This window comes from Algoriphagus halophilus, from assembly GCF_900129785.1.
GTDB lineage: Bacteria > Bacteroidota > Bacteroidia > Cytophagales > Cyclobacteriaceae > Algoriphagus > Algoriphagus halophilus.
On sequence record NZ_FSRC01000001.1, the window covers coordinates 803131 to 816506 of the forward strand.

At 40.4% G+C, this 13376-nt stretch carries 11 protein-coding genes; 3 read left to right on the forward strand and 8 right to left on the reverse strand.

The window, feature by feature from the left end; genetic code table 11:
* Window positions 1-6: 6 nt before the first annotated feature.
* From BUR11_RS03370 to BUR11_RS03395, 6 genes are all read right to left on the reverse strand, one after another.
* On the reverse strand, window positions 7-855 hold the full coding sequence (locus BUR11_RS03370; protein WP_074223404.1) for a prephenate dehydrogenase: 849 nt from the start codon (window positions 853-855) through the stop codon (window positions 7-9).
* Between the two features lie 99 nt (window positions 856-954).
* Window positions 955-2097: a pyridoxal phosphate-dependent aminotransferase gene (locus BUR11_RS03375; protein WP_074223405.1), complete on the reverse strand. Its 1143-nt coding sequence runs from the start codon at window positions 2095-2097 to the stop codon at window positions 955-957.
* Window positions 2097-2921, reverse strand: a complete 825-nt coding sequence (locus BUR11_RS03380; RefSeq protein ID WP_074223406.1) for a prephenate dehydratase — start codon at window positions 2919-2921, stop codon at window positions 2097-2099. The genes BUR11_RS03375 and BUR11_RS03380 overlap by 1 nt, the downstream gene beginning before the upstream one ends.
* Before the next feature lie 3 nt (window positions 2922-2924).
* The gene (locus tag BUR11_RS03385; RefSeq protein ID WP_234982071.1) at window positions 2925-4166 is read right to left on the reverse strand and encodes a 3-phosphoshikimate 1-carboxyvinyltransferase; all 1242 of its coding nucleotides are present in this window, start codon (window positions 4164-4166) and stop codon (window positions 2925-2927) included.
* A gap of 11 nt (window positions 4167-4177) precedes the next feature.
* Window positions 4178-5221 carry a 3-dehydroquinate synthase gene (gene aroB, locus BUR11_RS03390; RefSeq protein ID WP_074223407.1) on the reverse strand — a complete coding sequence of 348 codons (1044 nt, stop codon included), beginning with the start codon at window positions 5219-5221 and terminating at the stop codon, window positions 4178-4180.
* A gap of 88 nt (window positions 5222-5309) precedes the next feature.
* Complete coding sequence (locus tag BUR11_RS03395; RefSeq protein ID WP_074223408.1) at window positions 5310-6407, reverse strand: chorismate mutase; 1098 nt, start codon at window positions 6405-6407, stop codon at window positions 5310-5312.
* 523 nt (window positions 6408-6930) lie between these two features.
* Between BUR11_RS03395 and BUR11_RS03400 the strand changes: the two genes are divergently transcribed.
* Both BUR11_RS03400 and lysS read left to right on the forward strand, forming a co-directional pair.
* The gene (locus BUR11_RS03400) at window positions 6931-8115 is read left to right on the forward strand and encodes a proline dehydrogenase family protein (protein ID WP_074223409.1); all 1185 of its coding nucleotides are present in this window, start codon (window positions 6931-6933) and stop codon (window positions 8113-8115) included.
* 53 nt (window positions 8116-8168) lie between these two features.
* Entirely contained in the window at window positions 8169-9872 is a 1704-nt protein-coding gene (gene lysS, locus BUR11_RS03405; protein ID WP_074223410.1) for a lysine--tRNA ligase, read from the forward strand.
* A gap of 94 nt (window positions 9873-9966) precedes the next feature.
* On the opposite strand, the gene BUR11_RS03410 is transcribed toward lysS, so the two are convergent.
* Entirely contained in the window at window positions 9967-10698 is a 732-nt protein-coding gene (locus BUR11_RS03410) for a DUF4197 domain-containing protein (protein WP_084560853.1), read from the reverse strand.
* Between the two features lie 262 nt (window positions 10699-10960).
* Between BUR11_RS03410 and BUR11_RS03415 the strand changes: the two genes are divergently transcribed.
* Entirely contained in the window at window positions 10961-12409 is a 1449-nt protein-coding gene (locus tag BUR11_RS03415; protein WP_074223411.1) for a M48 family metalloprotease, read from the forward strand.
* Window positions 12410-12487: 78 nt separating this feature from the next.
* On the opposite strand, the gene BUR11_RS03420 is transcribed toward BUR11_RS03415, so the two are convergent.
* A complete protein-coding gene (locus BUR11_RS03420; RefSeq protein WP_234982073.1) occupies window positions 12488-13192 on the reverse strand; it encodes a DUF4197 domain-containing protein in 705 nt (234 codons plus the stop codon).
* Between the last annotated feature and the right edge of the window lie 184 nt (window positions 13193-13376).

Below are 13376 nucleotides of genomic sequence, written 5' to 3' on the forward strand. Positions count from 1 at the left end.
TAGAGCCTATTTTTCTAGGTCTAGAATATCTCTGATTTTATTGATTTCATCCATCTCATTAAACAGCCCCTCTTTATCTTTCTGAGCTATTTTTTCACGGAATGAGGAAAGATTTGCGATATAACTATCCAAAGCACTCAAAATATTCTCTTGATTTTCCGTGAAAATGGGAGCCCACATGGCGGGGCTTGATTTTGCCAATCGAACCGTGGAGGCAAACCCTGATCCTGCCATATCGAAGATGTTTTTCTCATCGGCCATTTTTTGTAGGACCGTTTCTCCAAGCATGAAGGAGGAAATATGAGACAGGTGGGATACGAAGGCCAAATGGCGGTCATGTTCCTCTGGATCCATGAAACGAAGCTTTAGATTTAATGCCTCAAACAATTCATACGCCTTTTCTTTCAGGTGTAAATCTGTCTTTTCCAGTTCACAAATGATCATCACTTTCCTGTCCAACAAGTCATCAAAAGCTGCTTTTGGACCAGAATATTCTGTTCCTGCAATGGGGTGTGCCGCAAGATATTGAGCTCTTTTAGGATGTTCAGCTACCAAGTTTGTTAGTTTGGATTTAGTGGAGCCAACGTCAAAGATCAAGGTATTTGGACCCACTTGGTCCAAAGTGGCCAGCAATAAATCTCCTAGTGTATCGGCAGGGGTTGCCAATATCACCAAATCTGTATCTGCATCTGGGGTTTCCTTTGCTTCAGAAATAATCTCAAGTGTCAAGGCGTCCTTTTGATGTTGTGGGTTGGCATCATATCCAGTAATCGTCAAATCAGCTAGTTTCTTTTTTGCTCCCAATGCAAAAGAACCTCCTAGAAGTCCCAGTCCAATGATGTGTATTTTTTTCATCTGTTTAGTAATGTTTTATAGGTCAGATGGAATCTCGCAAGTAATAAAGCTATCTCTAAGATTGAAGAGGAAGGACTTACTCGATTTCATGGTTTATGGTTAAATGCGTTTGATGGCTTCCAAAATTTTAAATTCAGGCATACACAGAGAAAACCGGATGTAATTTTCGCCCTCTGTTCCAAAGATCTTACCTGGAGTAACGAAGATGTATTTTTCATATAGCAGAGAATCCACGATTTCTTCAGCGGTTTTTCCCTCGGGAACTTTACACCAAACAAATAAACCTGCCGCATCTTGAGCATAAGTAAGGTTTAACTTATCCGCAAGTTTCCATACAAGCTTTCTCCTGTTTTGGTACAATTCGTCCAAATCTTCAAACCAAGATTTTCCTAATCCCAAGGCAGCGATCGCTCCTTTTTGAAGACCTAGAAACATCCCGGAGTCCATATTGCTTTTTACTTTCAATATCTTTTGAAGCCAATCTGCTCTTCCTGCAAGCATCCCAACTCTCCAACCCGGCATATTGAATGTTTTACTCAAAGAATTTAATTCCAAAGCCACTTCTTCCGCCCCGTTGATGCTTAAAATGCTTTGTGGCTTTTCAGTCAGGATGTGGCTGTAAGGATTATCATGTAGTAATACGATTTGATGCCTTTTGGCAAAGGCTACCAATTCCTCAAGAATTTCAGTAGATCCTTGGGCTCCAGTAGGCATATGCGGATAGTTGATCCACATCAGTTTCACCTTACTAAGGTCTCTACGCTCTATGGATTCAAAATCCGGCCTTCCTTTTTGATTCAGGTCCAACGAATAAAATACTGGCTTTGCCTGTAATAAATTGGTCACTGAGGTATAGGTGGGATACCCAGGATTGGGAATCAAGACCTCATCTCCAGGGTTTAAGAAAGTCATGCTGATGTGCATGATTCCTTCTTTCGAACCCATCAAAGGAAGGATTTCTTTGTCAGGTTGCAGGTTGACCCCATACGCTCTGGCATAAAAATCAGCAAATGCTATTCTTAGCTCTGGAATCCCTTGATAGCTTTGGTATCCATGGGCTTGAGGATTGTCTGCTGTATTTTTTAATGCCTCAATTACTTTTTTATCAGGGGCAAGATCTGGACTCCCTATCCCTAAGTTGATGATTGGTTTTCCATCGGCAATCATCTGATTCACTTCCCTTAATTTGGCAGAAAAATAGTATTCCTGTACAGTTTCGATTTTCTCGGAAAATCCTTTCATTATTTTCTGCTTATGTATTCACCAAAGATTTTTACTTCTCCAAAATTATTCTGAATGTCCTCCATGGTGGATTTGAATACCTCATGGTTTTCAAATACCGTATCGATAAAGAAGGAATATTCCCAAGGTTTATGGATCACCGGAACGGACTGGATTTTACTCAAATCCAAGTTATTTTCGCTCATGAGCGTCAGGAGCTTTGCCAACACCCCTTTTTCATTTTTCAAAGTCACTTTGATGGACGCTTTGTTTGGAACATAATCCAGACTTTCTTTTTGCTTTTGCAAAATGAAAAATCTGGTGAAATTGGATTTTACTGTTTGGATGTCTTTAGCCAAGATTTCAAGGCCGTAAATATCTGCTGCAATCGTAGAGGCAATGGCTCCAATACCTTCCCAATTTTCGGAAGAAATCTGCTTGGCAACTGCGGCAGTGTCAATATCCTCTTTCAGTTCAATATCCGGATGTTCGGCAAAAAAAGCTTTGCATTGAAGCAAAGCCATTGGGTGGGAACGCACCTCTTTGATATCTCTCAGTGTTTGACCGGGTAGGGCCATAAGCTGATGGGCAATGGGTAAGTAATATTCATCCCTGATCGTTAGTTCGTATCGATCCAGCAATTCATAGTTAGGAAAAATTGCCCCGGCAATAGAATTCTCAATAGCCATGACTGCAAAGTCAGCGTCCCCATTGGCCACTGATTTTGCAACAGGCTCAAATGTGTTAAAAGAAAGAATTTCTGTCTCCTCCCCGAATTTGGTTAATGCCACCTGATGGTGAAAAGAACCTGGGACACCTTGAATGGCGATATTTAAGATTTTCATGGCTTAGGATATGGTTTCCATTTCTATTCCCAAAATCTCACAATGCTTCCAAAAGCTTGGATAAGACTTGTTTACCACTGCAGGATCTTCAATCAAAACGTTGGTTTTGGTCAATAACGGCATAAATGCCATTCCCATTCGATGGTCATCGTAGGTGTGTATTTCAACTAGGGAAGGCATCGTAACGGAAGGGATCACCTGGTAAACTTCTGGTTCGATTTCCTTTAGGTCTGCATTGAATTTAGCCAATTCTTGTTGAAGTGCGTAGATTCTATCTGTTTCCTTGATTTTCAGACTTTCCAGTCCTGTAAAGACCGCATTTTGACCAAGAATCGCGCAGGTCACTGCCACTGTTTGAGCGAGATCCGGGCAATGAGTGAAATCCCATTTTTCTAATCCTTTTACGGGCTGTTTTTGTAATAAAACCCCTCCCTCTTTAAAAGTGCTTTTGATCCCAAGATGATCCATGATTTCCACGATTTTGGAATCTCCCTGAAGACTGTTTTCTTTTAATCCTTCCAAGAATAAAGCCCCTGAATCTGCGCAGGCAAGCAAACTGAACCAATAGCTGGCTCCTGACCAATCGCTTTCCACGGCAAATGCAGTAGCTTGGTAAGACTGATGTGCAACAGATATTTTATTGTCTTTCCATTGGTAGTTAATGCCAAACTGAGCCATTAATTCCAAGGTCATTTCTATGTAAGTTCTAGACCCTACTTTGCCTTCCAGTTCAATCTCAAGCCCTTGCGGTAGAATCGGAGCGATCATCAACATCGCCGAAATATATTGTGAGGATACATCTCCCCTGATTTTTACCTTGTCGGCAGTTTGAGCAGATAGCCCATGAATTGCCAAAGGTGGATAACCTTCTACTCCTAAATAGTGAATTTCAGCACCAATACTTCTTAATGCATCCACCAAAATCCCAATCGGTCTTTCGCACATTCTGGGAGTGCCCGTCATGACTTTGTTTTGGTTCGTCACGGTAGCATAGGCTGTTAAAAATCGCATGGTGGTACCCGCATCCAATACATCATACACCGGAGGGTTTTTGCGAAGTAAGCGGATCATAGTTTGCGTGTCTCTGGCCTCCGCTAGGTTAGTGATTTTATTGGTTCCTTCAGTCAACGCGTCGATGACCAATACTCGATTGGATTCACTTTTGGAAGAGGGAAGAGGAATCGTCGTGGAAGAAAATTCACTTTTTTGGTTTAACTGCAAAACAGTTTTTATATCGGTACTCACGGAAATAGGATTTAAGAGAGTTCTAAGTTTTTATAGTAAAGGATTGCCTCTTCGATTTCATCCCTGGTTACCGGGATGTTGAAGGTGCATGTTCCTATTTTTTCCAATAAGGAGAACATCAGCACAGACCCTTCATTTTTTTTGTCTTGAAGGCAAAGGTTCAGGATCGGTGTCAAATCTGAATCCTCAAAAGAGAACTTTCCATAAATACGTAGGAAAGTGTGGTTAATAGTATCTAGCTCTTCTGGGCTCAGGTTTAATTTTTTCAAAGAAAGATAACCTTCACAAATCATCCCGATTGCGATGGCTTCTCCATGTAACAAGTGCTTCTCAGTATCTAAAAAATGAGATTCAAAAGCATGACCTATGGTATGGCCATAATTCAATATTTTTCGGAGGCCAGCTTCTTTTGGGTCTGCCAAAACCACTTGTTTTTTGATGCCTACGGAATGTTGGATCAACTCTTTCCAATCTTGGTTTTTCCAATCATTTACGTTAAGCTGCTCAAAATAGGCCTTGTCCTGAATCAGTCCATGCTTTATGATTTCGGCATATCCCGAACGAAGTTCTTCCTCTGGTAATGTCTCCAGAAACTCAGGGGAAATCATGACTGTTTCAGGTTCATTGAAGGTTCCTAAATGGTTTTTTAGGCCTTCAAAGTCTACTCCCAATTTTCCTCCTACACTGGCATCAACCTGAGATAGGAGCGTAGTTGGAATATTTATAAAACGGATTCCACGCTTGTAAATACTTGCGCAAAACCCTCCCATGTCTCCGATTACCCCACCGCCGATGTTGATAAATAATGCTTTTCTATCCAATGCAGCTTCAGTCATTGCTGACCAAATCTCTGAACAGGTACTTAAATTTTTATTCTTTTCTCCAGCAGCTACCGTCTTGAAGATGGATTTTGGAGGAAAAATGGATTGGAGTTTGGGTAAACAATGCTGCTCAGTGTTCTGGTCTGTTAGGACGAAAAGTTGTGAAAAAGAGATGCTTTGGAGCACCTTTTCCAAATCTGAGGCAATAGAGGATGAGAAAATGACTGGGTCCACCGGAATTTAATTGGGTATTTTAGTAGGTAGGCAAAAGGTTTTGGAAGGAAGACTCCTCCCAAAACCTGATAATGCTTAGCCTTTATTTTTACTTCTTAACAGCTTCAGATTCACGAAGTTGTTTTTCTTGACGCTTTACTGATTCTTCATGAATAGAATAAAGTAACTCCTTCATAAACTTTTCGCTTAGCTGACGCTGTACTCCCTTTTGAGTTCTGCTTTCCATTACATCTTTCCATCTATCTGCTTGAAATACAGTTAAATGGTGCTCTCTCTTGTGTGCGCCAATTTGATCGATTACTGCAAATCTCTCTTGAAGAATATCCAAAAGTTGATCATCAAGGTGGTCAACTGCTCTTCTCAAGTCGTTTAGTTTTTCGCTTGGTTGTTCTGATACCAACGGCTTTTTGAAATCGATGGCGTTCAAAATTTCCTTTAGTCTCTTTGGAGTGACTTGTTGCTTGGCATCAGACCAGGCATTATCAGGATCGTGATGCGTTTCAATCATCAAACCATCCAATCCAAAGTTGATGGCACGTTGGGAGATCTCTAGAATTCCATCTCTTTTACCTACAATGTGAGAAGGGTCGTTGATTACTTCCATTCCAGTCCAAACACGCTTTAAATGGATTGGCATAGACCAATTGGGCTTGTTACGGAATCTCTTATCGTAAGCATCAGAGAAACCTCTGTGGATCGCAGCCAGTTTCGTCAAACCTACCGCATGGAATCTTTCCAAGGCACCCATCCATAGGTCTAAGTCAGGGTTCATTGGGTTTTTTACCATTACAGGGATATCAGATCCTTTCAATGCATCTGCAATTTCCTGTACTGCAAATGGGTTGACAGTGGTTCTGGCACCTACCCATACCACGTCTACATTGTTTCTTAGTGCAATTTCGGCATGGGCAGCATTCCCTACTTCTACCGTAATAGGAATATTCAGGTGATGACGAACGATTTCCATCCACTTCAACCCTTCTTCTCCGATCCCTTCGAAGCTTCCTGGTCTTGTTCTTGGCTTCCAGATACCAGCTCTGAACATAGAAGGAATCACATTTTCTTCCTTCATCTCCAGACAAATCTTTTCGATTTGTTCAGGTGACTCGGCGCTACAAGGGCCGGCGATGATCATTGGTCCTGTTAGTCCCAGGCCCCAGTCTTTGATTTGTTTGTGCGTTTTCATACGGCTAAGCATTAAATGAAAAAACCCGACTCTTTCGAATCGGGCTCTTTGTTAGTTTATGTTCTTTTAGTTTTTGGCTAGACAATAGGCGGCACCGATTCGATTTTGGCTTCGAAAGTAAAAGTAAAAGAAGGTAAAATAGATCGCTGCTGTTATTAACATGGCCCAAATGTAAGGCAGTAGGTTTTAAAATCAAAATTAATTTTTAAAGCTATTTCTGTTAAGTCGATATTAAATAGAAGAAACTTCTTGAAAATCCTATTTTTCCACTTCCTAATAGTATGGAGCAGAAGATTATTCTGATTTCAATTGATTATTGTTTTTAAAATTCTTTGATATTTTTTTGGTGAAAATGATCTCATGCTGGAATCCGGTTTTGCTGCGGATCAAATTTGCTTGCAATTCAAGAATCAAAATTAAATTCTGAACCCTTCTAATTTTCCTTGGTTTATAGGATTGTTATTGACCAAAAAAGCCGAGTTGAAGTAGTTTTTTTAATATCTTTGCACCTTTATTTAGAAATATGCCTACAAAACCGACTATTTCTTTCGAAAATCTGGAAATAGCCTTTGCTTCTAAAACGGATGCAGAGCTAAAAAGAACGCACTTGGTGTTTTCTTTATTGAATAATAAAACGCTTTCCGATATAGGTATTGCCTTGACCCATTTTGCGTTGAAATTAAAGTTACCGATCAAATGGATCATGAAACAAACCATGTTTGGACATTTCTGTGGTGGAGAGACCATTCAGGAAAGCATCAAGGCCTGTGAGTCCTTGGCAAACTATGGTATTGAGGCCATTTTGGATTATTCAGTGGAAGGAAAAGGGGATGAGGAAAGCTTCGAAAAGACGACAGAAGAAATTCGCCAAACCATGGTTGCTTCTGCCAAAACAGATTATATGCCTTTTGGGGTGATTAAAGTTACCGGTTTGGGAGATTACCATCCCATGATCAAAATCCAGGCAGGCGAACCCTTGACAGTTGAAGAGCAAGAGGCATATGACAGGACCAAAGCAAGAGTGGATATGCTTTGTAAAACGGCACATGATCTAGGGTTGAAGATATTGATTGATGCGGAAGAGTCTTGGTTTCAGGATACAGTAGATGAGCTGACCTATGATGCCATGGAAAAGTATAACAAGGAGCGTTGTGTAGTATACAACACCTATCAGATGTACCGCCATGACATGCTCGGAAGGTTGAAAAAGGCCAAAGAAACTGCAGCACAAAAAGGGTATTTGTTAGGCGCAAAATTGGTGAGAGGGGCCTACATGGAGAAAGAAGGAGAAAGGGCGGAACGCCTGAAGTATCCAAGTCCTATTCAACCCAATAAGCAAGCAACGGATCATGATTACAATGCAGCAGTGGAGTTTTGTATATCACATCATGAGCGGGTATTCCTGATGTGCGGGTCGCATAATGAGAATAGTAACCTCCTTGCGACAGCTTTGATGGATAAATACAATATTGATCCGAAATCTGATCAGGTATTCTTTGCGCAGCTTTATGGAATGAGTGATAATATTTCCTTCAACCTGGCCAATGCCGGTTATCGAGTGGTGAAATATGTGCCTTATGGCCCTGTAGAGAAGGTAATGCCTTATTTGACTAGGCGTGCCGCAGAAAACTCCAGCATTGCAGGACAAAGCAGCCGTGAATTTGAATTGATCAAACGGGAAATGAAGCGTAGGAAAGCAGTGGCTTAACAGGCTATTGGAATTGAAATTAATAGTGAATCATAAAAGAGGATAGATAAAAAATGCAACTTTTGAGCGAACAGGAAATAGAGAGAAGAAAGGACCGGGAAGAATTGATGAAATTGGGAATCAATCCTTACCCAGCGGAAGCTTTTCCAATCAATGTGACCGCAGCCGACATCCATCGAAATTATGAAAATCGTAAAAACGATTACAAAAGCATTTCGATAGCAGGTCGTCTGATGAGTAGAAGAATCATGGGGTCTGCATCTTTTGGTGAAATTCAGGATTCCACCGGAAGACTTCAGATTTATGTGCGTCGTGATGACATCTGCCCAGGTGATGATAAGACTCTTTATAATTCAGTATTCAAAAAGTTGTTGGGTATTGGAGACTTCATTGGAGTGAAGGGATATATTTTTACCACCCAAACCGGTGAGATTTCTCTTCATGTGACAGAACTGAAAGTCCTTTCTAAATCAGTAAAACCACTTCCTGTAGTAAAAAGAGATGAGGAAGGAAATGTCCATGATGGATTTACCGATCCGGAATTAAGATATAGGCAACGATATGTGGATTTGACGGTAAATCCAGAGGTGAAAAAAACCTTCATCACGCGTTCCAAAATCATCACCCAGATGCGTCGCTATTTTGACGACCATGGTTGGTTAGAAGTGGAAACGCCTATTCTACAGGCTGTCCATGGAGGTGCTGCAGCCAGGCCATTTCAAACGCATCACAATACCTTGGATATGCCTTTGTTTTTGCGGATTGCAAATGAGTTGTATCTGAAAAGATTGATCGTAGGTGGATTTGATGGAGTATATGAGTTTGGTAAAATGTTCCGAAACGAAGGAATGGACCGTACGCATAATCCAGAATTTACCTCCATGGAGATTTATGTAGCCTATAAAGATTACATCTGGATGATGGAAATGGTAGAGGAGTTGATCGAGCAGGTGACTGAGTCCATTCATGGAAAGACCAAAATCAAGGTAGGGGAGAATGAAATTGATTTTGCCGGACCTTATAGAAGGCTGTCCATGTATGATTCCATCAAGGAATATGCTGGAATCGACGTCAGCCAAATGGATGAGCAAGGTTTAAGAAAGGTATGTGCGGAAATGGGAATTGCAGTTGATGACACCATGGGTAAAGGTAAATTGGTGGATGAAATCTTTGGAGAGAAAGTGGAAGCCAACTTGATCCAGCCTACTTATATCACGGATTACCCAATCGAAATGACGCCATTGGCGAAGAAGCATAGAACGGAACCAGGCTTGGTGGAGCGTTTTGAGTTATTCGTAAATGGTAAGGAAATAGCCAACGCTTATACTGAATTGAACGATCCAATCGATCAAAGAGAAAGATTCGAGGATCAATTGAAATTGGCAGAACGAGGAGATGATGAGGCCATGGCGATGGATTTGGACTTCCTTCGTGCATTGGAATACGGAATGCCTCCTACTTCAGGATTAGGAATCGGAATCGATCGATTGACCATGCTTTTGACCAACAATACCACCATCCAGGAAGTATTGTTCTTCCCTCAGATGAGACCTGAGAAGAAAGCGGTAGAGTTGACAGAGGAAGAAAAGCTAGTTTTGGATTTGCTGAAAAAAGAACATCCGATTGACTTGGGTAAGCTAAAAGAGCAAACAGGTCTGAGTAATAAAAAATGGGATGTAGCGATGAAAGGATTAAGCAAAAAAGAAGTGGCTAGGGTCCAAAAGGATGGAGATCTTTTGACCGTACAGTTACTTTGATCAACTGATAAAAAGTAAAACCGGGCTGTGAGGCCCGGTTTTTTTGTGCATTGGTACTTCTCATTATTTAAGGAAACCTTTTTAACCAGCTGCTTTAATTTCCTTGGGTTTGACTATCTGCATATCCAAAAACTTTTTGTAACAATAAGGTACTTCTGGAATTGACATTTTCACGGATCTTTAATTCTTCTTTGGCGATTTCTATAAAAAGTCCATCAATTGCTTTTTTGGTGACATATCCAGTCAAATCCGTATTCACTTTTTTGACAAAAGGTATTTTATTATATCGGATTGTTACATCTTCCCAATATTTGGTTGCATCCACCTTTTTGAGGCTTTGATCGATAATAGGCTCAAATTTTACAGCCAAGCTGTCACTGGTAGAATTAGCGAAATATTGCGTGGCTGCATCTTCCTCTCCGGTCAGTATCGATTTCACATCTTGAATGCTCATCTCTTTGATAGCCGATTCAAAAATAGGTTTCGCTTGAATTGCAGCATCTTCAGCGGCCCTGTTTACACTTACTATTACCTGATCCACCATGGAACCTAATCCCAAAGACCGAAGGGTGTTTTCGATGTTTTTTGCCTCTGGGGGGAAGAGGATTTTTACATCAAGGTTATTCAAATAGCCATTTTCTAAGTGAAGTCTGTCAGCACTAATGTCCGTGGCAAAAGTCAAAGCTTCCTTTAATCCGGCATTGAGTTGTTCATTTGTGGGCTTGAAGATACTTTGGGCCGTTAACGAACTTGTGCCAAGAGAGAAAACAAAAAATAAAAGAACAGTGAATAAGTGTGATGGATTAAAGCTTTTTGAGATTTGCATTAGAGGATTTCAATTGAATTTTATGATGATACTCAATGAACGTAATTCGATTGGATAAGATACCAGGGAATTAATAAAAATTGGTTGGTCGTTTATTTGTCCGCATGGAGAAAGAAACCCAATTGGCTGTTATGGAAAACCACGTCTCTTTGATTTAACGAATCACATTTGACCGCAGCCAAAAGGAAATTTTCTCCCCAAAATTAATTGGAATGAAATTTTCAATGAATCATTAATAAATACCCGCCAAACTTATCATCCAATGAGAACTTACAAGAATTACCTAAGCCTCTTTTCAGCATTTATACTCTTGGGTTTAAGTTCCTGTGCCATCAATCCTGTCACAGGAAAAAAGCAAATTGTATTGATGTCTGAAGCTCAGGAAATCGAGATGGGAAAGCAGTCAGATCCTGAAATTGTTGCCTTTTTTGGCCTTTATGAAGATCCAGAACTCCAAGAATTTATCACTACTAAGGGTAATGAAATGGCGGCAATTTCACATCGTCCAAAATTAGCCTATGAGTTCAAAATAGTGGACTCACCAGTAATTAATGCCTTTGCGGTGCCTGGTGGGTATGTCTATTTTACCCGAGGAATTATGGCGCATTTTAATAATGAAGCCGAGTTTGCGGGGGTGTTAGGTCATGAGATTGGGCACGTTACCGCTAGGCATTCAGTGATACAGCAGCGGAATCAGATTCTTGGTCAGCTAGGTTTAATAACGGGGATCATTTTAGTCCCTCAGCTCAGTGAATTCGTAGAGCCTTTGTCTCAGGGAATGCAGTTGGCTTTGCTGAAATTCGGAAGAGACGCGGAGCGTCAATCCGATGAGCTAGGTGTGGATTATTCTTCCCAAATCGGGTATGATGCGACTGAAATGGCCGGATTTTTCGAAACACTGGAAAGACAACAGGATAATTCTGGAGCGAATGAAATCCCCCCTTTTCTTTCTACTCACCCTTCACCAGAAGAACGAAATGCTACTGTTGAAAGACTTGCACTAGAGTGGCAGCAAAAATCTAAAATGACTGAATTTGAAATAAACCGAGATAGTTACCTGCGAAAAATTGATGGTCTTATAGTGGGAGAAGACCCGAAGCAGGGATTTGTGGAGAATAGTACTTTTTATCATCCAGTTCTAAAAATCCAATTTCCACTTCCTAAAGATTGGAGTCACCAAAACTCACCACAACAGTTTCAAATGGCACCAAAGGCTGGTGATGCAGTGATGATTCTGACTTTGGCCTCAGGAGCTAACCTGGAGGAAGCTGCAAATGCAGTTTTGGAGAATTATGGACTGACGCTAGTAGAATCTAGGAAAGAGACCATCAACAGCATGCCGGCAATACTAATGGTTGCTGATTATTTGCAGGAGCAAGCGAGTACTATACGTGTCCTTTCTTCTCTTATTCAATTTGAAGGAAATATTTATAGTTTAATGGGGGTTACGGAGCTAGCAAAGTTTGATTCATACCAGTCAGTTTTTAATAAGACGATACGTGATTTTCAAGAATTACGAGAATCGGAAAAACTGAATCGAAAACCAGATATACTAAAAATCAAAACAATTCCATATTCCATGTCATTGGAAGCTGCGTTTAAGTATTATGGAATGCCATCTGAGAGATATGAAGAACTTTCACTCCTAAATGGGATGCATTTGACAGATCAATTGAACAAAGGAATGTTGATCAAAGTCGTTGGAAAATAATCACTAGTTAGTCTGGCTTTAAAAAATTAAAACCGAACTTCTCAGCTCGGTTTTTTAAAATGTGATTGCAGCGGAATATTATTTAACTGTTCCTGAAACAGCTTTTTCTCGGTCAGCATATCCAAACACTTGTTGTAGCAACAAGGTACTTCTGGCAGTGACATTTTCACGGATTTTTAATTCCTCTTTGGCAATTTCATAAAAGAGTCCATCGATTGCTTTTTTGGTGACATACTTGGATAGATCGGCTTCTATGGGCTTTACTAAAGGAACTTGGTTATACCTTCCAATGACGTCTCCCCAGTATTTGGTGGCACCTACTTTATTTAAACTAGTTTCAATGATCGGTTTGAATTTTTCTTCCAATGAACCTGTCGTCTTATTCTCAAAATAGGTGGTTGCTGCGTCGTTTTCTCCCAGCAAAATGTTTTTCACATCAGTAATACTCATGTCTTTGATGGCTGCTACAAAAATGGGTTTGGCTTCAATGGCAGCATCTTCAGCAGCCCGATTGACGCTGGTAATTACTTGGTCACAAAGGTTTCCAAGTCCAATGGAGCGCAAGGTGTTTTCCACTTTTTGGGCTTCTTCTGGAAAAACGATTTTGATAGCCAAATTTCCCAAATACCCATCCTCCTTGGAGAGTCGTTCCGTAGCATAGCTGGTTCCATATTCCAAGGCTTGTTTGAGTCCTGAATTGATCTCTGCCTCAGTAGGGGTGCCTAACCCGAACTGCCCGCCCAATTGATTGATGGTGTCGCAACCAGAAAAAATCAGTCCCATAAAAAGAAAGATTAAAACTGTATTTTTATAGTTAGTGAGTCTCATGCTTTTTGTCTTTATTCTTTTTTAGAATCGATTCAACAATAGTACCTGAAATGATTCACCAATAAAATTGTAGATTGAGTGGTAGTTGATTTTTTAGAGTTTTATTTTTATATAATTAATGAATGGCTTTATTTGTTTC

What these genes read in the sequence shown, in the direction of transcription:
- BUR11_RS03370 (WP_074223404.1), bottom strand. Translation starts at nt 855, where the DNA reads ATGAAAAAAATACACATCATTGGACTGGGACTTCTAGGAGGTTCTTTT.
- BUR11_RS03415 (WP_074223411.1), top strand. Translation starts at nt 10,961, where the DNA reads ATGAGAACTTACAAGAATTACCTAAGCCTCTTTTCAGCATTTATACTC.
- BUR11_RS03420 (WP_234982073.1), bottom strand. Translation starts at nt 13,192, where the DNA reads ATGGGACTGATTTTTTCTGGTTGCGACACCATCAATCAATTGGGCGGG.
- BUR11_RS03375 (WP_074223405.1), bottom strand. Translation starts at nt 2,097, where the DNA reads ATGAAAGGATTTTCCGAGAAAATCGAAACTGTACAGGAATACTATTTT.
- lysS (WP_074223410.1), top strand. Translation starts at nt 8,169, where the DNA reads ATGCAACTTTTGAGCGAACAGGAAATAGAGAGAAGAAAGGACCGGGAA.
- BUR11_RS03380 (WP_074223406.1), bottom strand. Translation starts at nt 2,921, where the DNA reads ATGAAAATCTTAAATATCGCCATTCAAGGTGTCCCAGGTTCTTTTCAC.
- BUR11_RS03395 (WP_074223408.1), bottom strand. Translation starts at nt 6,407, where the DNA reads ATGAAAACGCACAAACAAATCAAAGACTGGGGCCTGGGACTAACAGGA.
- BUR11_RS03400 (WP_074223409.1), top strand. Translation starts at nt 6,931, where the DNA reads ATGCCTACAAAACCGACTATTTCTTTCGAAAATCTGGAAATAGCCTTT.
- BUR11_RS03410 (WP_084560853.1), bottom strand. Translation starts at nt 10,698, where the DNA reads ATGCAAATCTCAAAAAGCTTTAATCCATCACACTTATTCACTGTTCTT.